Origin of the sequence: Castellaniella defragrans, assembly GCF_014203015.1 — a bacterium.
Taxonomy (GTDB): Bacteria; Pseudomonadota; Gammaproteobacteria; order Burkholderiales; family Burkholderiaceae_B; genus Castellaniella; species Castellaniella defragrans.
In genome coordinates, this window is the sequence record NZ_JACHIB010000013.1 from 118,685 (window position 1) to 141,318 (window position 22,634).

At 69.7% G+C, this 22,634-nt stretch carries 23 protein-coding genes; 20 read left to right on the forward strand and 3 right to left on the reverse strand.

Annotated elements, in window-relative coordinates; translation table 11 throughout:
* Window positions 1–43 precede the first annotated feature (43 nt).
* The 15 genes from tsf to HNR28_RS11940 all read left to right on the forward strand — a co-directional run bounded on the left by tsf (window position 44) and on the right by HNR28_RS11940 (window position 14,988).
* Window positions 44–919 (forward strand): translation elongation factor Ts, encoded by an 876-nt coding sequence (gene tsf, locus HNR28_RS11870; RefSeq protein ID WP_043682481.1) that lies wholly within the window; start codon window positions 44–46, stop codon window positions 917–919.
* Window positions 920–1,072: 153 nt separating this feature from the next.
* The gene (gene pyrH, locus HNR28_RS11875) at window positions 1,073–1,789 is read left to right on the forward strand and encodes a UMP kinase (protein WP_043682483.1); all 717 of its coding nucleotides are present in this window, start codon (window positions 1,073–1,075) and stop codon (window positions 1,787–1,789) included.
* Between the two features lie 8 nt (window positions 1,790–1,797).
* The gene (gene frr, locus HNR28_RS11880; protein ID WP_151025332.1) at window positions 1,798–2,361 is read left to right on the forward strand and encodes a ribosome recycling factor; all 564 of its coding nucleotides are present in this window, start codon (window positions 1,798–1,800) and stop codon (window positions 2,359–2,361) included.
* Between the two features lie 51 nt (window positions 2,362–2,412).
* The gene (gene uppS / locus HNR28_RS11885) at window positions 2,413–3,177 is read left to right on the forward strand and encodes a polyprenyl diphosphate synthase (protein WP_151025331.1); all 765 of its coding nucleotides are present in this window, start codon (window positions 2,413–2,415) and stop codon (window positions 3,175–3,177) included.
* 12 nt (window positions 3,178–3,189) lie between these two features.
* The gene (locus HNR28_RS11890) at window positions 3,190–4,032 is read left to right on the forward strand and encodes a phosphatidate cytidylyltransferase (RefSeq protein ID WP_151025330.1); all 843 of its coding nucleotides are present in this window, start codon (window positions 3,190–3,192) and stop codon (window positions 4,030–4,032) included.
* A 38-nt stretch (window positions 4,033–4,070) separates the two neighbouring features.
* Window positions 4,071–5,276 (forward strand): 1-deoxy-D-xylulose-5-phosphate reductoisomerase, encoded by a 1,206-nt coding sequence (locus HNR28_RS11895; RefSeq protein ID WP_151025329.1) that lies wholly within the window; start codon window positions 4,071–4,073, stop codon window positions 5,274–5,276.
* Between the two features lie 25 nt (window positions 5,277–5,301).
* Window positions 5,302–6,639 (forward strand): RIP metalloprotease RseP, encoded by a 1,338-nt coding sequence (rseP, locus tag HNR28_RS11900; RefSeq protein WP_184142907.1) that lies wholly within the window; start codon window positions 5,302–5,304, stop codon window positions 6,637–6,639.
* Between the two features lie 67 nt (window positions 6,640–6,706).
* Window positions 6,707–9,070 carry an outer membrane protein assembly factor BamA gene (gene bamA, locus HNR28_RS11905; RefSeq protein WP_151024965.1) on the forward strand — a complete coding sequence of 788 codons (2,364 nt, stop codon included), beginning with the start codon at window positions 6,707–6,709 and terminating at the stop codon, window positions 9,068–9,070.
* A gap of 66 nt (window positions 9,071–9,136) precedes the next feature.
* On the forward strand, window positions 9,137–9,688 hold the full coding sequence (locus tag HNR28_RS11910; RefSeq protein ID WP_043682501.1) for an OmpH/Skp family outer membrane protein: 552 nt from the start codon (window positions 9,137–9,139) through the stop codon (window positions 9,686–9,688).
* A 6-nt stretch (window positions 9,689–9,694) separates the two neighbouring features.
* Window positions 9,695–10,837, forward strand: coding sequence for a UDP-3-O-(3-hydroxymyristoyl)glucosamine N-acyltransferase (lpxD, locus tag HNR28_RS11915; protein WP_043682503.1), 1,143 nt, complete (start codon window positions 9,695–9,697; stop codon window positions 10,835–10,837).
* A 4-nt stretch (window positions 10,838–10,841) separates the two neighbouring features.
* Window positions 10,842–11,294, forward strand: coding sequence for a 3-hydroxyacyl-ACP dehydratase FabZ (fabZ, locus tag HNR28_RS11920; RefSeq protein ID WP_043682505.1), 453 nt, complete (start codon window positions 10,842–10,844; stop codon window positions 11,292–11,294).
* A complete protein-coding gene (gene lpxA, locus HNR28_RS11925) occupies window positions 11,294–12,091 on the forward strand; it encodes an acyl-ACP--UDP-N-acetylglucosamine O-acyltransferase (protein ID WP_043682508.1) in 798 nt (265 codons plus the stop codon). Before fabZ ends, lpxA begins: the two co-directional genes overlap by 1 nt.
* A gap of 182 nt (window positions 12,092–12,273) precedes the next feature.
* Window positions 12,274–13,473: a lipid-A-disaccharide synthase gene (gene lpxB / locus HNR28_RS11930; protein ID WP_244978286.1), complete on the forward strand. Its 1,200-nt coding sequence runs from the start codon at window positions 12,274–12,276 to the stop codon at window positions 13,471–13,473.
* The gene (rnhB, locus tag HNR28_RS11935; protein ID WP_151024963.1) at window positions 13,457–14,161 is read left to right on the forward strand and encodes a ribonuclease HII; all 705 of its coding nucleotides are present in this window, start codon (window positions 13,457–13,459) and stop codon (window positions 14,159–14,161) included. Before lpxB ends, rnhB begins: the two co-directional genes overlap by 17 nt.
* The gene (locus tag HNR28_RS11940) at window positions 14,158–14,988 is read left to right on the forward strand and encodes a TrmH family RNA methyltransferase (RefSeq protein WP_151024962.1); all 831 of its coding nucleotides are present in this window, start codon (window positions 14,158–14,160) and stop codon (window positions 14,986–14,988) included. Before rnhB ends, HNR28_RS11940 begins: the two co-directional genes overlap by 4 nt.
* Window positions 14,989–15,048: 60 nt before the next feature.
* On the opposite strand, the gene ppsR is transcribed toward HNR28_RS11940, so the two are convergent.
* Window positions 15,049–15,882 carry a posphoenolpyruvate synthetase regulatory kinase/phosphorylase PpsR gene (ppsR, locus tag HNR28_RS11945; protein ID WP_043682514.1) on the reverse strand — a complete coding sequence of 278 codons (834 nt, stop codon included), beginning with the start codon at window positions 15,880–15,882 and terminating at the stop codon, window positions 15,049–15,051.
* A 222-nt stretch (window positions 15,883–16,104) separates the two neighbouring features.
* Between ppsR and ppsA the strand changes: the two genes are divergently transcribed.
* Window positions 16,105–18,483 carry a phosphoenolpyruvate synthase gene (gene ppsA / locus HNR28_RS11950; protein ID WP_043682516.1) on the forward strand — a complete coding sequence of 793 codons (2,379 nt, stop codon included), beginning with the start codon at window positions 16,105–16,107 and terminating at the stop codon, window positions 18,481–18,483.
* A 14-nt stretch (window positions 18,484–18,497) separates the two neighbouring features.
* A complete protein-coding gene (locus tag HNR28_RS18125) occupies window positions 18,498–19,205 on the forward strand; it encodes a methylated-DNA--[protein]-cysteine S-methyltransferase (RefSeq protein WP_151024961.1) in 708 nt (235 codons plus the stop codon).
* A 74-nt stretch (window positions 19,206–19,279) separates the two neighbouring features.
* On the opposite strand, the gene HNR28_RS11960 is transcribed toward HNR28_RS18125, so the two are convergent.
* Window positions 19,280–19,924, reverse strand: a complete 645-nt coding sequence (locus tag HNR28_RS11960) for a cysteine hydrolase family protein (protein ID WP_151024960.1) — start codon at window positions 19,922–19,924, stop codon at window positions 19,280–19,282.
* A 128-nt stretch (window positions 19,925–20,052) separates the two neighbouring features.
* On the opposite strand from HNR28_RS11960, the gene HNR28_RS11965 reads away from it, so the two are divergent.
* Entirely contained in the window at window positions 20,053–21,072 is a 1,020-nt protein-coding gene (locus tag HNR28_RS11965) for a GlxA family transcriptional regulator (protein ID WP_151024959.1), read from the forward strand.
* Window positions 21,073–21,266: 194 nt separating this feature from the next.
* Here HNR28_RS11965 and smpB read toward each other — a convergent pair whose 3' ends face one another.
* Window positions 21,267–21,731 carry an SsrA-binding protein SmpB gene (gene smpB / locus HNR28_RS11970; RefSeq protein ID WP_043682522.1) on the reverse strand — a complete coding sequence of 155 codons (465 nt, stop codon included), beginning with the start codon at window positions 21,729–21,731 and terminating at the stop codon, window positions 21,267–21,269.
* A 70-nt stretch (window positions 21,732–21,801) separates the two neighbouring features.
* Between smpB and HNR28_RS11975 the strand changes: the two genes are divergently transcribed.
* Both HNR28_RS11975 and HNR28_RS11980 read left to right on the forward strand, forming a co-directional pair.
* A complete protein-coding gene (locus tag HNR28_RS11975) occupies window positions 21,802–22,236 on the forward strand; it encodes a type II toxin-antitoxin system RatA family toxin (protein WP_043682524.1) in 435 nt (144 codons plus the stop codon).
* Window position 22,237: 1 nt separating this feature from the next.
* Complete coding sequence (locus tag HNR28_RS11980; protein WP_151024958.1) at window positions 22,238–22,543, forward strand: RnfH family protein; 306 nt, start codon at window positions 22,238–22,240, stop codon at window positions 22,541–22,543.
* Window positions 22,544–22,634: the final 91 nt, after the last annotated feature.

Genomic DNA, 22,634 nt, shown 5'->3' on the forward strand with positions numbered 1-22,634 from the left:
GCCGCCCCTCGGCGCGCGCACTGATTGAACAGGAGAGAACACAATGGCTCAAATCACCGCCGCCATGGTCAAGGAACTGCGCGAAAAGACCGACGCGCCCATGATGGAATGCAAGAAGGCCCTGACCGAGGCCGAGGGCGATCTGGCCCGCGCCGAGGAACTGCTGCGCGTCAAGCTGGGCAGCAAGGCCTCCAAGGCCGCCGGCCGCATCACCGCCGAAGGCCTGGTCGGCCTGCACATCGCCGCCGACGGCAAGAGCGGCGCGCTGGTCGAAGTCAACTGCGAAACCGACTTCGTCGCCAAGAACGACGATTTCATCGCCTTCGTCAACGACCTGGCCCGCATCGCCGCCGAACGCAACCCGGCCGACCTGGCCGCCCTGAACGCCTGCGCCATGGGCGACGGCACCGTCGAATCCGTGCGCGCCGCCCTGGTGGGCAAGATCGGCGAGAACATGTCGGTGCGCCGCTTCCAGCGCTTCGACACCGTGGACGCCCTGAACAGCTACGTGCACGGCGGGCGCATCGGCGTGCTGGTGGACTACGCCGGCGCCGATGAAGTCGGCAAGGACCTGGCCATGCACATCGCAGCGACCAAGCCCCGCGCCCTGAACGCCGACGGCGTGGATCCCGCGCTGATCGCCGCCGAACGCTCCGTGGCCGAACAGAAGGCCGCCGAATCCGGCAAGCCGGCCGAGATCGTCGCCAAGATGGTCGAAGGTTCTGTGCAGAAGTTCCTGAAGGAAGTCACGCTGCTGTCGCAGCCCTTCGTCAAGAACGACAAGCAGACCGTCGAGCAGATGCTCAAGGAAAAGGGCGCCCGCATCAACCGCTACGCGCTGTTCGTGGTGGGCGAGGGCATCGAGAAGAAGTCCGAGGACTTCGCCGCCGAGGTCGCCGCCGCCGCCAGCGGCTCCTGATTCCGGCCGATTTCGATTTCAGGTACGATGGCATCGCGCCGGACGCGCGATGCCTGTTCACATCCGCAGCCGGAAGCCCGGTTTCCCGGCAGCCGTGCCGCTCGTCCGTATTGCTTTATACCTCGAATATTTCTCCTTCCAGGAACCTTTTGCATGTCCACCCCTGCCTACAAGCGCGTTCTCCTGAAACTTTCGGGTGAGGCTCTGATGGGCGGCGATGCCTTCGGCATCAACCGCGCGACCATACTCCGCATGACCGAGGAGATCCACGGCGTCGTGTCCCTCGGCGTGCAGCTGGCCGTGGTGATCGGCGGGGGCAACATCTTCCGCGGCGTGGCGCCGGGCGCCCAGGGCATGGACCGGGCCACGGCCGACTACATGGGCATGCTGGCCACCGTCATGAACGGCCTGGCGCTGCAGGACGCCCTGAAGAACCACGGCGTGGACACCCGGGTGCAGTCGGCCCTGAACATCGACCAGGTGGTCGAACGCTACATCCGGCCCAAGGCCCTGCGCTACCTCGAAGAAGGCAAGGTCGTCGTCTTCGCGGCCGGCACCGGCAATCCCTTCTTCACCACCGACACGGCCGCCGCGCTGCGCGGCGCCGAGATCGGCGCCGAGATGGTCCTGAAAGCCACCAAGGTCGACGGCATCTACAGCGCCGACCCCAACAAGGACCCGAACGCCACGCGCTATTCGCGCATCAGCTTCGACGAGGCCATCGTGCGCCGCCTCGAAGTCATGGATGCCACGGCCTTCGCGCTGTGCCGCGACCAGAAACTGCCGATCAAGGTCTTTTCGATCAACAAGCCGGGAGCCCTCCGGCGCGTCGTCTGCGGCGAGGACGAGGGCACCCTGGTCCAGGTATAGGAAACCTCATGAGCCTTTCCTCCGACATTCGCCGCTCGGCCGACGAGCGCATGGGCAAATCCATCGACTCCCTGAAGGCCAACCTGGCCAAGATCCGCACGGGCCGCGCCCACGCGGGGATCCTGGACCACGTGCAGGTCGAATACTACGGCTCGCCCGTGCCGGTGAGCCAGGTCGCCAACGTGACCGTGATCGACGCGCGCACCCTCAGCGTGCAGGTCTGGGAAAAGTCGATGGCGGGTCCGGTCGAAAAGGCCATCCGCGAATCCGACCTGGGACTCAATCCCATCGCCATGGGCGACAACATCCGCGTGCCGATGCCCGCCCTCACCGAGGAACGCCGCCGCGACCTGACCAAGGTCGTGCGCAGCGAGGGCGAGGACGCCAAGGTCGCGGTGCGCAACCTGCGCCGCGAGGCCAACGAGGCCCTGAAAAAGCTGGTCAAGGACAAGGAAATCTCCGAGGACGAGGACCGCCGCGGCCAGGACGAGGTGCAGAAGCTCACCGACCGCTACGTGAGCGAAATCGACAAGCTCGTCGCCCAGAAGGAAGCCGAGATCATGACGGTCTAGGGCGATGGGCTTCCTCAGGCCCCATCGGCCCTCCGCGCGACGCCCCGGCGTATGACCGAGACTCTTTCTTCCACGCTTGCCATTCCCGAGACCGGGGACGTGCCCCGGCATGTCGCCATCATCATGGATGGCAACGGCCGCTGGGCGACCCGGCGCATGCTGCCCCGCACGGCGGGGCACGTGCGCGGCGTGCAGGCCGTGCGCCGCATCGTCGAGGCCTGCGGCCTGCGCGGCGTGCGCTACCTGACGCTGTTCGCCTTCAGCTCCGAGAACTGGCGCCGCCCGGCCCAGGAAGTCTCCCTGCTGATGCGCCTGTTCGTGCGCACCCTGGAAAAGGAAGTCGATCGCCTGGAGGCCCAGGGCGTGCGCTTGCGCGTGGCCGGGGACCTGTCGGCCTTCGACCCGCACCTGCGCGGCCTGATCGAGGACGCCGAGCGGCGCACCGCCGGGCAATCGGCCCTGACGCTGACCATCGCCGCCAACTACGGCGGCCGCTGGGACATCCTGCAGGCCGTCCAGGCCCTGCTGGCGCGGCGGCCCGAGCTCGCCGCCCATCCCGAGTTGCTGGACGAGGCCGCGCTCTCGCCCTGGCTCGCCATGGCCTACGCGCCCGAGCCCGACCTGTTCATCCGCACCGGCGGCGAGCAGCGTATTTCCAATTTCATGATCTGGCAGCTGGCCTATACTGAACTGTATTTCACCGACTGCTGGTGGCCGGATTTCGACGCCGAGCAGCTCGACCGGGCCTTCGCGTGGTACCGGGGGCGCGAACGGCGGTTCGGCCGCACCAGCGCCCAGCTGCGCGACACCGTCTGAAAGGAATCCGCCATGCTGCGCCAGCGCATCCTCACCGCCGTCGTCCTGCTGTCGATCGTGGCGGCCGCCGTGGCCGCCCCCACGCCCTGGCCGATGCTCGCCCTGCTGGGCCTGATGACCGGCTGCGCGCTGTGGGAATGGCTGCGGCTGGTGACGCCGGGCGCCGCCGTGCACTGGGGCGGGGCGGTGCTGGCGGTCCTCGCGCTGGTGCCGCTGTCGCGCCTGCTGGCCGACGGCCAGCCGGGCCTGGAAACCGCCTTCGGATCGGTCCTGCTGCCGCTGGCGGTGCTGTTCTGGCTCGCCTTCGCCCCCGCCGCGGTGGTGCGCGCCCGGCTGCCGGACGCCTGCCGGCCCGGCGTGCTGGCCCTGGCCGGCTTCCTCGTCCTGGCCGCCACCTGGTACGCGCTCGCCTGGGTGTTCCTGCGCCACGGCGCGGCCGCGCTCGTCAGCCTGTGGGCGCTGATCTGGGCCGCCGACATCGCCGCCTATTTCACCGGCCGCAGCCTGGGGCGCCGCAAGCTCGCGCCGCGCGTCAGCCCCGGCAAGACGATCGAGGGCGCGGCCGGCGGCATCCTGGCGGCCACCGTGTGGCTGGTCGCCACGGCGCTGTGGTGGCCGGGCAGCTTCGGGGCGCTGCTGCTGGCGCACGTCGGCTGGGCGGGCCTGGTCGTGGCCGGCGTGGCGCTGGCGGCCTGGTCCATCGTCGGCGACCTGTTTGAATCCCTGCTCAAGCGCCGCGCGGGGGTCAAGGATTCCAGCCAGCTGCTGCCGGGCCACGGCGGCGTGTACGATCGCATCGACGCGGTGCTGCCGGTGGCGCCGGCCGCCGCGCTGCTGCTGATGGCCGGTTCCTAGGCCCGCCCGTCCGTTTCGCATCCACAGGTTCCAACGCCATGTCCGTCCAGCAACGCCTCTGCATCCTCGGCTCGACCGGTTCCATCGGGGTGAGCACGCTGGACGTGGTCGCGCGCCATCCGGACCGGTTCTCCGTCCATGCGCTGAGCGCGCACAGCCGGATCGAGGCGCTGGCGCAGCAGGCGGCGCGGCACGCGGCGCGGGTGGTGATCGTGCCCGACGACGCCGCCCGGGCGCGCTTTCTGGCTGCCTGGCCGGCCGGCCGGCCGCTGCCGGAAATCCGCCAGGGCGCCCAGGCGCTGGCCGACACGGCGGCCGATCCCGAGGTCACCGCCGTCATGGCCGCCATCGTGGGCGCCGCCGGGCTGCCCGGGGCGCTGGCGGCGGCGCGGGCCGGCAAGCGGGTGCTGCTGGCCAACAAGGAAGCGCTGGTGGCGGCGGGCAGCCTGTTCATGCGCGCCGTGCGCGAGTCCGGCGCCGAGCTGCTGCCCATCGACAGCGAGCACAACGCCATCTTCCAGTGCCTGCCCCAGTCGGCCGATCGCGCGCGCGCGCCGGCAAGCCCGGCCAAGGGCGTGCGCCGGCTGCTGCTCACCGCCTCGGGCGGGCCGTTTCGCCGCACCGCGCTGGACCAGCTCGACGCGGTGACCCCCGACCAGGCCTGCGCCCACCCCAACTGGCGCATGGGCCGCAAGATCTCCGTGGACTCGGCCACCATGCTGAACAAGGGGCTGGAAGTCATCGAGGCCCACTGGCTGTTCTCCATGCCGATGGCGCACATCCAGGTGGTGGTCCATCCCCAGAGCGTGGTCCATTCCATGGTCGAATACCTGGACGGCTCCATCCTGGCCCAGCTGGGCCAGCCCGACATGCGCACGCCCATCGCCTACGGCCTGGGCTATCCGGAGCGCATCGACGGCGGCGTCGGCCTGCTGGAGCTCGCCCGCCTGGGACGCCTGGATTTCGAGCCCCCGGACCTGGCGCGCTTTCCCTGCCTGCGGCTGTCCTTCGACGCGCTGGGCCAGGGGCAGGGCGCCTGCATCGCGCTGAACGCGGCCAACGAGGTCGCGGTCGACGGCTTCCTGCGCGGGCGCATCCGCTACACCCAGATTCCGTCCATCATCGAGCGCTGCCTGGACGACTCCGTGGCGCACGGGACGCAGACGCCGTCCTCCCTGGCGGAAATCCTCGACCTGGACGCGCGCACGCGCCGCGTCGCGGCCGGCTTCTGCCAGACCCGCTGATGTCCCCGTTCCGGCCTTCGTTCCCATGCTGCTGACCCTCTCCGCCTTCATCCTCGCCCTGGGCCTGCTCGTGACCTTCCACGAGCTGGGCCATTACTGGGTGGCGCGGCGCGCGGGCGTGCCGATCGTGCGCTTCTCGGTCGGATTCGGCCCGGTGCTGCTGCGCCGCCTCGACCGGCACGGCACCGAATGGGCGCTGTCGGCCATCCCGCTGGGCGGCTACGTGAAGATGCTCGACGAGGCCCCGCCGGAGGCCGACGAGGCCACGCGCCGCGCCGTGTTCAATGCCCAGCCGCTGGCGCGGCGCGCGGCGGTGGTGGCGGCCGGCCCCGCCGCCAACCTGGTGCTGGCCGCCCTGATTTACGCCTTCCTGGGCCTGTGGGGCACGCAGGAGCCGGCCGCCGTGCTGGCGGCGCCGCCCGCCGGCACGCCGGCCGCCCTGGCCGGGGTGCAGGACGGCGACGTGCTGCGCGCCGTGGCCGGCGAGCCGGTGGCGTCCTGGACCCAGGCCCGCTGGCGCCTGGCCGAGCCCCTGTCCCTGGGCGGCGACGTGCCCCTGACGCTGGAATCGGCCGACGGCGCGGTCCGCGACGAAACCCTGAAGCTCGCGCCCCAGGCCGTGGCGCCGGACGATCCCGATCCGCTGCTGGCCGCCGGGCTGGCGCTGCGGGCGCCGGTCCCGGTGGCCGGCGAGCTGGTGCCGGGCGGGGCCGCCGAGCAGGCCGGCCTGCGCGCCGGCGACCGGATCCTGGCGGCGGGCGGGCTGCAGCAGCCTTCCGTCGAGGCCTTCGTGCGCACCGTCCAGGCGCACGCCGGCCAGCCGCTGCCCCTGGTCGTGCTGCGCCGGGGCGACCGCGTCTCCCTCAGCGTGACGCCGCGGCCCGAGACCGCGGAGGACGGCCGAGCGGTCGGCCGCATCGGCGCCCTGATCCAGGCGGAGCGGCCCGAGGTGCTGGTGCGCCTGGGCCCCCTGGACAGCCTGTGGCAGGGCGTGCGGCGCACGGCCGACATGAGCCTGTTCACGCTGCGCATGATGGGCCGCATGGTGGTGGGCGACGTGTCCTGGAAGAACGTCACCGGCCCGGTCACGATCGCCGAATACGCCGGCCGCACCGCGCGCATCGGCCTGGAGTCCTACCTGGGCTTCCTCGCGCTCATCAGCATCAGCATCGGCGTGCTCAATCTGCTGCCCATTCCGATGCTCGACGGCGGCCACCTGCTGTTCTACCTGATCGAGGCGCTGCGCGGCGGCCGGCCGCTGCCCGAGCGGGCCCGCGACCTGGGCCAGCGGCTGGGCCTGGGCGTCGTGCTGGGCCTCATGGTTCTGGCCCTGTTCAACGATTTTGCGCGGCTTTTCAGTTGACGAGGTTGTGACTTACAATCCCGCATCGCTCAAGCGTGTTCCTCCACGGCCAAATAGGATTGCCAGGATGTCGTCTCCCCGGAATTTTCGTCTGATCAAGCGCGCCATTCCCCTGGTGCTGGCGGCCCTGCTGGCGCCCGCCGTCGCGGCGGCCTTCACGCCCTTCGTGGTTCAGGACATCCAGGTCAAGGGGATCGAACGCGTCGATCCGGGCACGATCTTCACCTATCTGCCCGTCAAGATCGGCCAGAAATTCACCCAGGAAGAAGCCTCGGCCGCCATCCAGAAGCTCTACGGCACGGGCTTCTTCAACGACGTCAAGATCGACGCGCAGGGCAACGTGCTGGTGGTCACCGTCGAAGAACGGCCCACCATCGCCTCGATCAATTTCAACGGCATGCGCGAATTCGACGTCAAGGCGCTGACGAAATCCCTGGCGCAGGTCGGCTTCGGCCAGGGCCGGATCTTCGACCAGGCCATGCTCGACCGCGCGGTCTTCGAGCTCAAGCAGCAGTACCTGTCCAAGGGCAAGTACGGCGTCCAGATCAACCCCGTCATCACGCCGCTGGAGCGCAACCGCGTCGGGGTCAGCTTCGACATCTTCGAGGGCGAAGTCGCCACCATCGACAAGATCGAATTCATCGGCAACGACACCTTCTCCTCCAGCACGCTGGAAGACCAGATGGAGCTGACCACCGGCGGCTTCATGACCTGGTACACGGGCACCAACAAGTACTCGCGCGAAAAGCTGGAAGGCGACGTCGAGCGCATCCGCTCCTACTACCTGGACCGCGGCTACCTGGAATTCTCCATGGAGCCCCCGCAGGTGTCGATCTCGCCCGACCGCAAGGCCATCTACATCACCATGACGATGCACGAAGGCAAGCCCTACAAGCTGGGCCAGGTCGGCCTGGCCGGCGACCTGCTCGGCCTGGACGACAAGCTCCAGCCGCTGGTCACCGTCAAGGAAGGCGAGACCTTCTCGGCGGAAAAGACCAACGCCGTGGCCAAGTCCATCACCGACTACCTGGGCTCGCTGGGCTACGCCTTCGCCAACGTCAATCCCAGCCCGGTGCTGGACCGCGACAACCACGTCGCCAAGCTCACCTTCTACGTCGATCCGGGCCGCCGCGTCTACGTGCGCCGCATCAACGTGGGCGGCAACACCCGCACCCGCGACGAGGTCGTGCGCCGCGAGATGCGCCAGCAGGAAGCCGCCTGGTACGACTCCTCCAGCATCAAGACCTCCAAGGAACGCGTCGACCGCCTGGGCTACTTCACCGAGGTGGACGTCAAGACCGATCCGGTGCCGGGCTCGCCCGACCAGGTGGACGTCAACGTCGACGTCAAGGAAAAGCCCACCGGCATGATCAGCCTGGGCGTGGGCTACGGCTCCACCGACAAGCTGATGCTGTCGGCCGGCATCAGCCAGGACAACGTCTTCGGCAGCGGCAATTCGCTGTCCCTGAACGTCAACACCAGCAAGACCAACCGCGCGGCGGTGATCTCGCACACCAATCCCTACTGGACCCAGGACGGCATCAGCAAGACCACGTCCGTGTACTACCGGCGCACCACGCCCTACGACGTGTCCGACAGCGGCTCCACCGGCTGGTACACGGTGGAATCCATGGGCCTGGGCCTGAACTTCGGCGTGCCGATCTCGGAAGTGGACCGCATCTTCGCCGGCGTGACCTTCGAGCGCAACGCCCTCAAGGACATCCGCCGCACCGGCACCAATCCGGCGCCGCTGGCCTACCAGAACTTCGTCGACGACTACGGCGACACCACCAACGCCGCCATCTTCAGCCTGGGCTGGGCCAAGGACACCCGCGACAGCGCCCTGGCGCCGCGCCGCGGCAGCTACACCCGCGTGTCCGCCGACATCTCCACCCTGGACCTGCGCTACTACAAGCTCAGCGGCCAGCAGCAGTTCTACTGGCCGCTGGGCCGCGCCTTCACCCTGGCCGTCAACGGCCAGGTGGACTGGGCCAAGACCTACGGCAGCAGCGGCAAGGCCTTCCCGGTCATCAAGAACATGTACGCCGGCGGCATCGGTTCGGTGCGCGGCTACGAGGGCGCCTCGCTGGGCCCGCGCGACACCCTCACCGACACCTATCTGGGCGGCTCGCGGCGCATCGTCGGCAACGTGCAGCTCTACCTGCCGTTCCCCGGCGCCTCGCGCGACCGCACCCTGCGCTGGTTCATGTTCACCGACGTCGGCCAGATCGACACGACCGACGGCTCGGCCTGCGCCAACGGCCAGTACGGCCAGGTGGCCGATCCCTGCGGCTGGAAGTACTCCGCGGGCCTGGGCCTGTCCTGGGAATCGCCGCTGGGGCCGTTGCAGCTGTCCTTCGGCCGCGCACTGAACGCCAAGGAAGGCGACCAGAAGCAGGTCTTCCAGTTCCAGATCGGCACGGGTTTCTGATTCTCCGCGTTTGATGGCACAATAAACCCTTTTGTAGCTGCTTTGATCCTAGGTGGGTTCCTCATCATGTTTGTTTCAGGTCTGAATTTTTCAACGTTGGCGCAACGCGCCGTGCGTAGCCACCGGGCGCTCGCCCTGGCGGCGGCCGTGGGCCTGGGGGCGCTGTTCGTCGCGCCGTCCTATGCCCAGGGCACGAAGATCGGTTTCGTCAGCACGGAACGCATCCTGCGCGATTCCAAGCCCGCCAAGGCGGCTCAGGCCAAGATCGAAGGCGAATTCAAGAAGCGCGACCAGGAACTGCAGCGCCTGGCCGACAGCCTGCGCTCCGAAGCGCAGAAGCTCGACAAGGACGCCCCGGTGCTGTCCGAGGCCGAGCGCGTCAAGCGCCAGCGCAAGCTCCAGGACATGGATTCCGACCTGCAGCGCAAGCGCCGCGAATTCCAGGAAGACTTCAACCGCCGCCGCAACGAGGAATTTTCCGCCATCGTGGAAAAGGCCGACGCCGCGATCAAGAAAATCGCCGAGCAGCAGAACTACGACCTGATCATCCAGGACGCCGTCACGGTCAGCCCGCGTGTGGACATCACCGATCAGGTCATCAGCGCCCTGGGCGGCTGATTTCCCATGCCTGTGCTGCTCGCGCCCGATCGGGCACCCGCATTGTCCGAACTTCTGCGGGCAGCCGATACGGTCGGGCTGGGATGCGGCATCACGGGCGCCCCGGACGCGGGCGCGCTGAAAATCGCGGGGATCGGCTCCCTGGGCTCGGCCGGCCGGTCCGAAATCAGCTTCCTGTCCAATCCCCGCCTGCAGTCCCAGCTGGATGACTGCGGCGCGGCCGCCGTCATCCTGCGCCCGCAGGACTGGGAAGCCTACCAGGCCCGCCATGCCGGCGCGCCGCCCTGGGCCGCGGTGCTGTGCCCGCAGCCCTACCTGATGTACGCGTTGCTGGCCCAGTGGTTCGACCGCCATCGCCAGGCCGGCCTGCCCAAGGGCATCCATCCCAGCGCCGTGATCGCCGACGACGCCGAGCTGGCCGACGGCGTGCACGTCGGGCCGCTGGCGGTGATCGAGTCGGGCGTGCGCATCGGCGCGGGCGTGCGCATCGGCGCGGGCTGCGTCATCGGCGCGGGCAGTTCCATCGGCGCGGACAGCCTGCTGCATGCCCGCGTGACGCTCTATCACGGCGTGCACGTCGGCGCGCGGGCGATCCTGCATTCGGGCGTGGTGCTGGGGGCCGACGGCTTCGGCTTCGCGCCCGATCCGCGCACGCCCGGCGCCTGGGCCAAGATCGCCCAGCTGGGCGGCGTGCGCATCGGCGACGACGTGGAAATCGGCGCCAACACCACGGTCGACCGCGGCGCAGTCGAGGACACGGTGCTGGGCGACGGCGTCAAGCTCGACAACCAGATCATGATCGGCCACAACTGCCGCATCGGGGACCACACCGCGATGGCCGCCTGCGTGGGTGTGGCCGGCTCCACCACCATGGGCCGGCGCTGCGTGATCGGCGGGGCGGCGATGTTCGGCGGGCACCTGACGCTGGGCGACGACGTGCACATCTCGGGCGGCACCGCGGTCACCTCGGACATCCTCAAGGCGGGGCGCTATACCGGGGTGTTCCCCGTGGCCGAGCACGCCGCCTGGCAACACAATGCGGCCGTGATCGGCCAGCTCGCGCAGTTGCGCAAGCGGCTGCGCGCCGCGGAACGACAAGGCGCCGCCGGCACGGCCGGCCAGCCGACGAACCACAAGCAGGACGCATAAAATAATGGAACTCGACATCAAAGACATCATGGAACGGCTGCCTCACCGGCAGCCGATGCTGCTCGTGGACCGTGTTCTGGAGATGGACCCGGGCAAGAGCATCGTGGCCATCAAGAATGTCACCTACAACGAGCCCTTCTTCCAGGGGCATTTCGCCCATCATCCGGTGATGCCCGGCGTCCTCATCATCGAGGCCCTGGCCCAGGCGGCCGCGCTGTTCTCCTTCGCCGACGCCGGCGCGCCGAACCTGGCCAGCACCAAGATCGCCTACTACCTGGTCGGCGTGGACGGCGCGCGCTTCCGCCGCCCCGTGGTGCCCGGCGACCAGCTGCGCATGGAAGTCTCGGCCGACAAGCTCAGCCGCTCCATCTGCAAGTACACCGCCGTGGCCAAGGTGGACGACCAGATCGCCGCCGAAGCCAAGATCATGTGCGCGGTGCGTATCCTGGAGGAATGATGGGCGCGGCACAGATCCATCCCACGGCCCTGGTCGCGCCGGGCGCGGTGCTGGGCGAGGACGTCGCCGTCGGCCCCTACAGCATCATCGGCGAGCACGTCCGCATCGGGGCGCGCACGCGCATCGGCCCGCATTGCGCCATCGACGGGCATACCGTCATCGGCCCGGACAACCATTTCTACCGCTACTGCTCGATCGGCGGCATCCCCCAGGACAAGAAATACGCGGGCGAGCCCACGGCGCTGGAAATCGGCGCGGGCAACACCTTCCGCGAATTCGTGACCGTGAACACCGGCACCGTCCAGGACGCGGGCACCACGCGGCTGGGCGACGACAACTGGATCATGGCCTACGTCCACATCGCCCACGATTGCCAGCTGGGCGACCACATCGTCATCTCCAACGGCGTCCAGCTGGGCGGCCACATCCACATCGGCGACTGGGCCATCCTGGGCGGCCTGTCGGCGGTGCACCAGTTCGTGCGCATCGGCGCGCACGCCATGATCGGCGGCACCAGTTCCGTGCGCCAGGACGTGCCCCCCTACATGATCGGCGCGGGCGACTCGTTCCGGCCGGTGGGCATCAACGCCGAGGGCCTGGGCCGGCGCGGCTTCACGCCGGCCGACGTGCAGGTGCTCAAGGACGCCTACAAGATCCTCTACCGGCGCCAGCTGAGCGTGGAGCAGGCCATCGAGGCCCTGGCGGTCCTCCAGGCCGAACACCCCGGCGAGGCGCCCGCCGTCCAGACCCTGCTCGATTTCCTGCGGGCCTCCAGCCGGGGCATCGCCCGGCCATGACCACGCGCCTGAGCGCGGGCCCCGACCCTCAGGGCGAGGCCAGGCGAGGCCCTATCTTTCAGACGGTGCCGAAGGCACCCCCGCCGGGTGGCGGAAACGCTCCGGCCCCAGGGCCGGAGCGTTCCACCTTTACCGCCGCCATCGTGGCCGGAGAACCCTCCGGCGACCTGCTGGCGGCGCGCATGCTGCGCGGCCTGCGGGCGCGCGATCCGCAGGTCCGGGCCAGGGGCATCGGCGGCCCGGCCATGGCCCGGGAAGGCTTCGAGGCCTGGCACCCCATGGACGCGCTGTCCGTGTTCGGCTACGTCGATGCGCTGCGCCGGGCGCCGCGCCTGATCCGCACCTGGCGCGACACCCTCCGCCGCACGCTGGACTGGCGTCCGGACGTGTTCGTGGGGGTCGATGCGCCGGACTTCAACCTGCGCCTGGAAGAAAAGCTGCGCGCCGCCGGCATTCCCACCGTGCATTTCGTCGGCCCGTCGATCTGGGCCTGGCGCTTCGAGCGCATCCACCAGATCCGCCGCGCGGTCTCGCATATGCTGGTGCTGTTCCCCTTCGAGGTCGAGCTGTACCGCGGGCAGGGCGTGCCCGTGACCTACGTCGGCCACCCCCTGGCCGAACTCATTCCGGTGCGGCCGGACCGCGCGGCCGCGCGCGCGCGCCTGGGCCTGGAGCCCGGCCGCCGGGTGCTGGCCCTGATGCCCGGCAGCCGCGAATCGGAGATCCGGCTGCTCGCGCCCCGCTTCCTGCAGGCCGCGCAGCTGCTGGTGCGCCAGGACCCCGGCCTGCGCATCGTCGTGCCGATGGTCAACCAGCACCGCCGCGCCCAGTTCGAGGCCATCCTGGCGCAGCATCCCGTTCCCGGCTGCCGGGTCCTGTCGGCGCTGCCCGGGACGGGGCAGGGGCCTGCGCAGGGACGCGGCCCCGCGGCGGCGCCGGACGCGCCCGCCCGCGCCGATGGCCAGGACACGGCCGACTGGCCGATCGCCTGGCATGCCATGGAAGCCGCCGACGCGGTGCTGGTGGCCAGCGGGACGGCCACCCTGGAAGCCGCGCTCTTCAAGCGGCCGCTGGTGATCTCCTACGTCATCACGCCCTGGATGCGGCGCATCATGGCCTGGAAATCCGGCCAGGACGCCCCGAGCCTGCCCTGGATCGGCCTGCCGAACATCCTCGAGCGCGAATTCGTCGTGCCCGAGCTGCTGCAGGAGGCCGCCACGCCGCAGGCCCTGGCCGAGCACACCTGGGCGGCCCTGACCGACGCGGCGCTGGCCGAACGCATCTCGCGCCGCTTCACGGCGCTGCACGAAACCCTCAGCCGCGACACGCCGGGCCTGGCGGCGCAGGCCATCCTGGACGTCAGCCATGGCCACGCAGCCTGACCTGTTCGGCGGCCCGGTGGCGGGCGATGCGCAGGCGCCGGCCGCCGGCCGGATCCTGGTCGCCGGCGTGGACGAAGCGGGGCGGGGCCCCCTGGCCGGCCCGGTCTACGCCGCCGCCGTCATCCTGGACCCGGACCGTCCGATCGAGGGCCTGGACGATTCCAAGAAGCTCAGCCCTGAACGCCGGGAATCCCTGGCCGGCCTGATCCGCGAACGCGCGCTGGCCTGGGCCATCGCCAGCGCCAGCGTCGAGGAGATCGAGCGGCTGAACATCCTGCGGGCGACGATGCTGGCCATGCGGCGCGCCTGTCTGACCCTGCGGCACGCGCCGGCGTCGATCCTGGTGGACGGCAACCGCCTGCCCGAGGGCCTGCCCTGCCATGCCCGGGCCGTGGTCGGGGGCGACGCTCTGGAGCCCGCGATCTCCGCCGCCTCGATCCTCGCCAAGACCGCGCGCGACGCCTGCTGCCTGGAACTGCACGCGCGCTACCCGCAATACGCCTTCGATCGCCACAAGGGCTACGGCACCGCGCTGCATCTGGCCCGGCTGGCCGAATTCGGCCCGTGCCCCGCGCACCGGCGCGGCTTCGCCCCGGTGCGCGTCCTGCTGGACGCCGGCGCTGCCGGGCGGCATGCGGGCCACGAGGTAAACGGCCGGCAGAAGGCGCGGTGCGGGGACGCGCCATGACGTCCGTACCCGTACGCCACATCGCGTCGCGCGACAACCCGGACTACCGCGCCTGGCTGCGCCTGGCCCAGGGCCGGCCGGGCCGCCGCGACGCCCGCGTCATCCTCGAAGGCGAGCACCTGTGCCGCGCCTGGCTGGAGCACAAGGGGCCGCCGCCGGTGCTGGTGGTCGGCGAATCCGCGCTGTCGCTGGACTGGGTCGGGCCGATCTGGCAGGCCTGTGCGCAGGGGCGCCGCGTCGTCCTGCAGAACAACCTCGCCGCCGTCCTGTCCCAGGTCGAGCACGGCCCCGCCGTGTTCTTCATCGTCGAGGCGCCCGCCCCGACGCTGCCCGAGCGCATCACGGCCGGCTGCCTGTGGCTGGACCGGGTGCAGGATCCGGGCAATCTGGGCACGCTGCTGCGCACGGCGGCGGCGGCCGGCCTGCGCCAGGCTTACCTGTCCGACGGCTGCGCCTCGGCCTGGTCGCCCAAGGTCCTGCGCAGCGGCCAGGGCGCGCATTTCGCCCTGGAGATCCACGAGCACGCGGACCTGCCGGCGCTGACCGGGCGGCTGGACATCCCGCTGGCCGCTACCACCCTGGAAAGGGCCGAACTGCTCTACCTGAAGGACCTGCGCCAGCCCTGCGTATGGCTGTTCGGCAACGAAGGGCAGGGCGTGGCGGACGAACTGATGGCGCGGGCCGACTGGCGCGTCCACATCCCGCAGTCCACGGCGGTCGAATCGCTGAACGTCGCCGCCGCGGCGGCCGTCTGTCTGTTCGAGCAGCGGCGCCAGCAACTGGTGGCCGCCGTCAGGGAACGCACGGCGCGGCGCAGGCAGGGCTGAACGGCATCGGCTCGCCAGGCCAGGCCGGCAAGGCGGCATGGCGAGCCCGGGCGCCGAAGGCTAATAGCTCATCCGGTCCAGGCCGACCTCGTCGAGTATCTTCGTGGAGATTTCCTCGATCGAGCGGGTGGTGGTGGACAGCCAGGGGATGTTTTCCATGCGCATCAGGCGTTCGGCGTCGGCGACTTCCTGGCGGCATTGCTTCAGCGAGGCGTAGGTGCTGTTGGGGCGGCGTTCGTTGCGCACCTCGGACAGCCGGTCGGGCTGGATCGACAGGCCGAACAGCTTGCGCCGGTAGGGCAGCAGGGCGGCGGGCAGGGCGCCGCGGTCGAAGTCTTCCGGAATCAGCGGGTAGTTGGCGGCCTTGACCGCGTACTGCATCGCCAGATAGAGGCTGGTGGGGGTCTTGCCGCAGCGCGACACGCCCACCAGGATGACGTCGGCCTGCTCCAGGCCCTGGACGTACTGGCCGTCGTCGTGCGCCAGGCTGAAATTGATGGCCTCGATGCGGTTGTTGTACTGCTTGCTCAGGCCGTTGGTGTGCGAGCGGCCCACCGAACGGCTGGCGCTCACGCCCAGCACGCCTTCCAGGTGATGGACGAAGGAGCCGAACAGGTCCAGGAAGACGCAGGGCGCGGCGCGGATGCGGTCGGCGATTTCCGGGTCCACCAGGGTGCTGAACACCAGCGGCGGCGGGCCGCCGCGGTCGGCCTGCTGGGTGATGCGGCGCGCGGCGGCGTCGGCTTTTTCCACCGAATCGATGAAGGGCAGCCGCACCGACTGGAAGGCGATGGCCTCGAATTGCGAAAGCACCGCGTGACTGAAGGTTTCAGCCGTGATCCCGGTGCTGTCGGAGACGATGAACACCGGGCGTTCGATGAGGGAGTCGGTCATGGATTGTTGAACCACCAAGCGTCAGAAACGGTACAATCCGCGAAAGGTTACCAGTCACCCGAACCGGGAGCAAGGGAACATCCGCACGGGCCTTGGGTTCGCGCAAGGGTTCCAGAGGCTGGTTTGCCGGGCGCACGCGATCATGCCGCGCACGGGGGGGCTTTTTTCCTCCGCGCCGCGTACGCCGGGCAAACACGCTTTTTCTATCTCAAAGGTGACACCATGTCGTACGTCGTATCGTTCGAGCAGCTCCGCATGACGGATGTGGACTCGGTAGGAGGCAAGAACGCTTCTCTAGGTGAAATGATCAGTCAGCTGGCCGGCGCGGGCGTGCGCGTGCCGGGCGGCTTCGCGACCACGGCCGAGGCCTTTCGCGACTTCCTCAAGTCCACGGGGCTGGACGCCCGCATCAACGCGCGCCTGGATGCGCTCAACGCCGACGACGTGCGCGAACTGGCCGCCGCCGGCGCCGAGATCCGCCAGTGGGTGATCGACACCCCGTTCCCGGCCGACTTCGAGCGGGCCATCCGCGCGGCCTTCGCCCAGCTCGACGCCGACGGCAAGGGATCCTTCGCCGTGCGCTCGTCGGCCACCGCCGAGGACCTGCCCGACGCGTCCTTCGCCGGCCAGCAGGAAACCTACCTGAACGTGGTCGGCATCGACGAGGTGCTGGACAAGATCCGCCACGTGTTCGCCTCGCTGTACAACGACCGTGCGATCTCCTATCGCGTGCACAAGGGCTACGCGCACGCCGAGGTCGCCCTGTCGGCCGGCATCCAGCGCATGGTGCGCTCGGACAAGGGCAGCGCGGGCGTGATGTTCACCCTGGACACCGAATCCGGCTTCAAGGACGTGGTGTTCATCACCTCGTCCTACGGCCTGGGCGAGACCGTCGTCCAGGGCGCCGTCAACCCGGACGAATTCTACGTCTTCAAGCCCACGCTGGCCTCGGGCCACTATCCCGTCATCAGCCGGCGCATCGGCTCCAAGCTGATCAAGATGGAATTCGACGAGCAGCGCGTCTCGGGCCACGCCGTGCGCACGGTCGAGGTCCCCGCCTCGGAGCGCAACCGCTATTCCCTGAGCGACGAGGAAATCATCGAACTCGCCCGCTACGCCACCATCATCGAAGCGCACTACCAGCGCCCGATGGACATCGAATGGGGCCGCGACGGGGTGGACGGCAAGCTCTACATCCTCCAGGCCCGTCCCGAAACCGTCAAGTCGCAGCAGAGCCACCACGACGTCCAGGAACGCTACCGCCTGAAGGCCACCGGAGAAGTCCTCATCACCGGCCGCGCCATCGGCCAGAAGATCGGCTCGGGCACGGTGCGCGTGGTGGCCGACGCCTCCGAAATGGACAAGGTGCGCCCCGGCGACATCCTGGTCACCGACATGACCGACCCCAACTGGGAACCGGTCATGAAGCTGGCTTCCGCCATCGTCACCAACCGCGGCGGGCGCACCTGCCACGCGGCCATCATCGCGCGCGAACTGGGCATCCCCGCCGTGGTGGGCTGCGCCGACGCCACCGACGTGCTGGCCAACGGCCGCGAGGTCACGGTGTCCTGCGCCGAAGGCGACGAGGGCCGCATCTACGACGGCCTGATCGAGACCGAGATCGAGGAAGTCCGCTGGGGCGAGATGCCCGACATCGGCCTGAAGATCATGATGAACGTCGGCAACCCGCAGCTGGCCTTCGACTTCTCCCAGATTCCCAACGGCGGCGTCGGTCTGGCGCGCCTGGAATTCATCATCAACAACAACATCAACGTCCACCCCAAGGCGATCCTGGACTACCCCAACGTCGACAGCGACCTGAAAAAGGCCGTCGAGTCCGCCGCCCGGGGCTATGCCAGCCCGCGCGCCTTCTTCGTGGAAAAGCTCGCCGAAGGCGTGGCCACCATCGGCGCGGCCTTCTATCCCAAGCCCGTGATCGTGCGCCTGTCGGACTTCAAGTCCAACGAATACCGCAAGCTGGTGGGCGGCTCGCGCTACGAGCCCGAGGAAGAAAACCCCATGCTGGGCTTTCGCGGCGCGTCGCGCTACATCTCCGAGGATTTCGCCGAATGCTTCCGCATGGAATGCGAGGCCCTGAAAAAAGTCCGCGACGAGATGGGCCTGACCAACGTGGAAATCATGGTGCCCTTCGTGCGCACGTTGAGCCAGGCGCGGCGCGTGGTGGACCTGCTGGCCTCCCACGGCCTGAAGCGCGGCGAGAACGGCCTGCGCCTGATCATGATGTGCGAAGTCCCGACCAACGCCATCCTGGCCGACGAGTTCCTGCAGTACTTCGACGGCTTCTCGATCGGCTCGAACGACATGACCCAGCTCACCCTGGGGCTGGACCGGGATTCGGGCATGGAACTGCTCGCCGCCGACTTCGACGAACGCGACCCGGCCGTGCAGTTCATGCTGCGCCGCGCCATCCAGGCCTGCCTGAAGGCCGGCAAGTACGTCGGCATCTGCGGGCAGGGCCCCAGCGACCATCCCGACCTGGCCCAGTGGCTGCGCGACGAGGGCATCCTGTCCATGTCCCTGAACCCGGACACGGTGGTCGATACCTGGCAGCGCCTGGCCGACACGAAGATCGCCGCCTGAGCGAGCGGCACGCGATGCCGTTCCATGCCCTGATCCCGTCGCCCCTGGGACCGATCCTGCTGGCCGCCGACGAGGCCGGCCTGACCGGCCTGTACTTCACCGACCAGCGGGATCTCCCGCGGGTGCCGGGGGTGGAGGCCGCCGCCGCGGTGGTGTCCGACCCCACGGCGGGCTTCCAGGGCAACCGGGCGATCCGCACCTTCAAGGCGACGCGGGAACGTCCGACGGGCGCAAGCGGCGAGCTGTTCCCCACGGGCTCCGCCGCCGCGTCCGCGCCGGCGCCCGCCCGGCGGCGGGACGAGGGCGCGGCCGACGGGCCCGGCACGGCGGCGTCCCTGCGCCTGCTGCAGGAAGGCACGCCGGCCGCCGTCCTCGCCGTGCTGGAGCAGACCCGGCGCGAACTGGACGAATACTGGCGCGGCGAGCGCACGGTCTTCGGGATGCCGCTGGCGCCCCGGGGCACGGCCTTCCAGCAGAAGGTCTGGCAGGCGCTGCTGGAAGTCCCCTGCGGCGAGACCCTGTCCTATGGCGAACTGGCCGAGCGCGCCGGCCTGGGCGCCGGCCACGGCCGCGCGGTCGGCACCGCCGTGGGCAGCAACCCCATCAGCATCATCATCCCCTGCCACCGCATCCTGGCCCGCAACGGCACTCTGAACGGCTACGGCGGCGGCCTGGGCCGCAAGGTCCGCCTGCTGGAAATCGAGGGCTTCACGATCCGCTGAGGGATGGCTGGCCGGGCAGCGATCCGCCGAACGGGAATCGTCCGGGCAGGCTGCCGGGCGGCCACCGCGCCGCCTCAGCCCTGGACGGGAGTGCCGGCGCCGGCCAGCGCCCGCTGGCCCGACAGGTAGACGTTGTCCTTTTTCAGCGCACGGCCCGCGCCGATGGCTTCGATCCAGTCGGCGGTCGTGGCGACCGCGGCGAAATTCGAGTGGAACACGGTGCAGAACACGCGGTGGATCTCCTCCGCGCTCGCCTGGCCCGCCGCGTTCCAGTAGGCCGGCGAGCCGCTGGCGTCGGACAGGAATTCCGCGCCGAATCCCCGCTGCAGGGCCTCGAAGATCGTCGCCGCGTCGCAGTTGTGCGTCATGTAGCCCGCGACGGTCACGGTATCGATGTCCCGCGCGGCCAGCCAGTCGGCCAGGTCCGTCCCGGCGAAGGCGCTGGCCCGGGTCTTGTGGACGGTGTGGTCCACCGGCAGCCCGGCGACGGCCGGATGCGGCCGCCAGCCGTCCGAGCCGCGGGCGAACACGGGGCCGTTTTCGGGGCCGTCGTGCAGCACGCGCACGACCGGAATGCCCGCGCCGCGAGCGGCCTCCAGGGCCAGGCCGATGTTGCGCAACGATGTTTCCGCGGGGGGATGGGCGATGGGCAGGCGGCCGGTGAAGTATTCGTTCTGCACGTCGATGAGCAGCAGGACACGGCGAGGGGAGGCGGGCATGCGGGGCTCCAGAAAGGGAAGTTTTCGGATGGCACGGCGCGTTTTCACGGGCCGATGCGCCATTGTGGCGCCGGCCGCCCGCGGCCGGGAGTGGCCTGAAAACCATGATTCGATAAAATCGGGCCATCATGGATGATTATCTGATCCAGCCTCCCGGCTGTCTCCCCGCCCGATCCCTCGGCTCCGCCGCGGCCCCGCTCAGGATCGCCGTCGTCGCCTTCGACGGGATCACGCCCTTTCACCTGTCGGTTCCCGCCCTGGTCTTCGGCGCGCGGCCGGGCGGCGCCGCCACGGGTTTCGAGGTGCGGGTATGCGCCGCCGACCCCGCGCCGCTGCGGACGACGGCCGGATTCTCGATCGTCCCCGAATACGGCCTGGCGGAACTGGAGCGGGCCGACTGGGTGATCGTGCCTTCCTGGCACGAGGACGGCCGCCCGGCCCCCGACGCGCTCGTCCACGCCCTGCGCCGCGCCGGTGCGCGCGGCGCGGGCCTGGTGGGCCTGTGCCTGGGCGCGTTTCCGCTGGCACAGGCCGGGCTGCTCGACGGCCTGCGCGCCACGACCCACTGGGCCTACGCCGACCGGCTGGCCGAACGCCATCCGGGCGTGCGGGTCGAGCGCGAGGCGCTCTACGTGGACGAGGGCAGGGTGCTGACGTCGGCCGGCGTCGCGGCGGGGCTGGATTGCTGCCTGCACCTGCTCGGCAGGCTGGGCGGCGCCGCCGCCGCCGGCCGCGCCGCCCGGACGCTGGTGGTCGCGCCGCACCGGGACGGCGGACAGGCCCAGTTCATCGAGCGGCCGATGCCGGCCTCGCCCGGCGAAGGGCGGCTGGCCCGCGTCCTGGGCTGGGCCGCCGCCCACGTGGAGCAGCCGCACACCATCGACACGCTGGCCGCCCGGGCGGCGATGAGCCGGCGCAGCTTCACGCGCCATTTCCAGCGCGCGACGGGGACCTCGCTGAAGCAGTGGCTGCTGGCCAGGCGCCTGGAACGCGCGCGCGAGCTGCTGGAAGAGGGCGCCCTGCCGATCGATGCGGTCGCCCAGGCGGCCGGCTTCGGCTCGGCCCTGTCGCTGCGGCAGCATTTTCGCGCCCGCCTGCGCACCACGCCCACGGCCTACCGACGCACCTTCCGCGAGGGACGGCCCTGAAACGGGCAGGACGACGTGCGGGATGACGTGCAGGACGCGGGCCGATGCGCCGCCGGACTGCGCGCCCGGCGCGCGTTCGATCCCCGGACGTACGTTCCGCCCCGCCCAATCCCCGGCGGACGTTCGATTCCCGGGCGTTCCCAGGGCGGACGTTCGATTCCCGGCCGATCCCAGGGCGCGCATTCGATCCCCGCTCAATCCCCCTTGCGGGCGCGGGTGTCGTGCTTCATCAGCCGCTCTTTTTCGCGCGCCCAGTCCTTGTCGCGCTGGGTGTCGCGCTTGTCGTGCAGCTTCTTGCCGCGCCCCAGGCCGAAGTCCAGCTTGATGCGCCCGCCCTTGTAGTGCAGGTTCAGCGGCACCAGGGCGTAGCCGCGCTGCTCGACCTTGCCGATCAGCTTGCTGATTTCCTCGGCGTGCAGCAGCAGCTTGCGCGTGCGCGTGGCGTTGGGGTGGATGTGCGTGGAGGCCGTGGGCAGCGGGCTGACGTGCATGCCCAGGATCCACAGGGCGCCGTCGCGCACGATGACGTAGCTTTCCTTGAGCTGAACGTGACCGGCGCGGATGGCCTTGACTTCCCAGCCTTCCAGCACCAGTCCCGCCTCGAAGCGTTCCTCGATGAAGTAATCGTGGGTGGCCTTGCGATTTTCGACAATACTCATGGGGGTCCGACCAAGGCGGGAACTGAAAATGTAAAATCCCTTCATTCTAGCCCAACCGACCGCCTTGCCGATGCCCTCGATCCAGCGCTCCGTCCTCGTCCCGTTCAGCTGCGCACAGATGTTCGACCTGGTGGCCGACGTGGGGCGCTACCCTGAATTCATGCCCTGGTGCGGCGGGGCCGACGTGCAGTGGCGCAACGAACAGGGCATGCAGGCCACGGTGCAGATCCATTTCGCCGGCATCCGCCAGAGCTTCACCACGCGCAACGACCACGACTATCCGCACAGGATCGTCTTCCACCTGGTGGACGGGCCGTTCTCCAGCCTGACCGGGCACTGGACCTTCCAGCCCCTGGGCGAGGACGGCTGCAAGGTGCTCTACACCATGGAATACACCTTTTCCAGCCGCGCGCTCTCGGCGGTGGTCGGGCCGGTCTTCAACCGGATCGCCACCAGCTTCATCGATTCCTTCACCCAGCGCGCCCACGCGATCTACGGAGCCTGAGGTGCGGGTGCACATCGCCTTCGCCGCGCCCACGCGCCTGTGGCGGCGGACCCTGGACGTGCCCGAGGGCACGACCGTGGGCCAGGCCTTGGCCCTGAGCGGTTTCGCCGAGGAATTCCCCGAGTTCACGGACCATCCGCCCGCGATGGGCGTGTACGGCGAGCGCTGCGACGCGCGCCGCGTGCTGCGCGAGGACGACCGCGTCGAACTGTACCGGCCGCTGGTCTTCGATCCCCTGGAATCCCGCCGCCGGCGCGCGGCGCACCGGCAGGATGCGGGACGGCGGCCCGCGGAGGCGGACAACTAGTGTTGTGTTTCATTAATTTGTTTATTTATTCAATAGTTTGAAATAAAATGGTGGACGCTTCTTTCGATGAGTGTCCACCATGAGCAAGCCG

What these genes read in the sequence shown, in the direction of transcription:
- tsf (WP_043682481.1), top strand. Translation starts at nt 44, where the DNA reads ATGGCTCAAATCACCGCCGCCATGGTCAAGGAACTGCGCGAAAAGACC.
- pyrH (WP_043682483.1), top strand. Translation starts at nt 1,073, where the DNA reads ATGTCCACCCCTGCCTACAAGCGCGTTCTCCTGAAACTTTCGGGTGAG.
- frr (WP_151025332.1), top strand. Translation starts at nt 1,798, where the DNA reads ATGAGCCTTTCCTCCGACATTCGCCGCTCGGCCGACGAGCGCATGGGC.
- uppS (WP_151025331.1), top strand. Translation starts at nt 2,413, where the DNA reads ATGACCGAGACTCTTTCTTCCACGCTTGCCATTCCCGAGACCGGGGAC.
- HNR28_RS11890 (WP_151025330.1), top strand. Translation starts at nt 3,190, where the DNA reads ATGCTGCGCCAGCGCATCCTCACCGCCGTCGTCCTGCTGTCGATCGTG.
- HNR28_RS11895 (WP_151025329.1), top strand. Translation starts at nt 4,071, where the DNA reads ATGTCCGTCCAGCAACGCCTCTGCATCCTCGGCTCGACCGGTTCCATC.
- rseP (WP_184142907.1), top strand. Translation starts at nt 5,302, where the DNA reads ATGCTGCTGACCCTCTCCGCCTTCATCCTCGCCCTGGGCCTGCTCGTG.
- bamA (WP_151024965.1), top strand. Translation starts at nt 6,707, where the DNA reads ATGTCGTCTCCCCGGAATTTTCGTCTGATCAAGCGCGCCATTCCCCTG.
- HNR28_RS11910 (WP_043682501.1), top strand. Translation starts at nt 9,137, where the DNA reads ATGTTTGTTTCAGGTCTGAATTTTTCAACGTTGGCGCAACGCGCCGTG.
- lpxD (WP_043682503.1), top strand. Translation starts at nt 9,695, where the DNA reads ATGCCTGTGCTGCTCGCGCCCGATCGGGCACCCGCATTGTCCGAACTT.
- fabZ (WP_043682505.1), top strand. Translation starts at nt 10,842, where the DNA reads ATGGAACTCGACATCAAAGACATCATGGAACGGCTGCCTCACCGGCAG.
- lpxA (WP_043682508.1), top strand. Translation starts at nt 11,294, where the DNA reads ATGGGCGCGGCACAGATCCATCCCACGGCCCTGGTCGCGCCGGGCGCG.
- lpxB (WP_244978286.1), top strand. Translation starts at nt 12,274, where the DNA reads ATGCTGCGCGGCCTGCGGGCGCGCGATCCGCAGGTCCGGGCCAGGGGC.
- rnhB (WP_151024963.1), top strand. Translation starts at nt 13,457, where the DNA reads ATGGCCACGCAGCCTGACCTGTTCGGCGGCCCGGTGGCGGGCGATGCG.
- HNR28_RS11940 (WP_151024962.1), top strand. Translation starts at nt 14,158, where the DNA reads ATGACGTCCGTACCCGTACGCCACATCGCGTCGCGCGACAACCCGGAC.
- ppsR (WP_043682514.1), bottom strand. Translation starts at nt 15,882, where the DNA reads ATGACCGACTCCCTCATCGAACGCCCGGTGTTCATCGTCTCCGACAGC.
- ppsA (WP_043682516.1), top strand. Translation starts at nt 16,105, where the DNA reads ATGTCGTACGTCGTATCGTTCGAGCAGCTCCGCATGACGGATGTGGAC.
- HNR28_RS18125 (WP_151024961.1), top strand. Translation starts at nt 18,498, where the DNA reads ATGCCGTTCCATGCCCTGATCCCGTCGCCCCTGGGACCGATCCTGCTG.
- HNR28_RS11960 (WP_151024960.1), bottom strand. Translation starts at nt 19,924, where the DNA reads ATGCCCGCCTCCCCTCGCCGTGTCCTGCTGCTCATCGACGTGCAGAAC.
- HNR28_RS11965 (WP_151024959.1), top strand. Translation starts at nt 20,053, where the DNA reads ATGGATGATTATCTGATCCAGCCTCCCGGCTGTCTCCCCGCCCGATCC.
- smpB (WP_043682522.1), bottom strand. Translation starts at nt 21,731, where the DNA reads ATGAGTATTGTCGAAAATCGCAAGGCCACCCACGATTACTTCATCGAG.
- HNR28_RS11975 (WP_043682524.1), top strand. Translation starts at nt 21,802, where the DNA reads ATGCCCTCGATCCAGCGCTCCGTCCTCGTCCCGTTCAGCTGCGCACAG.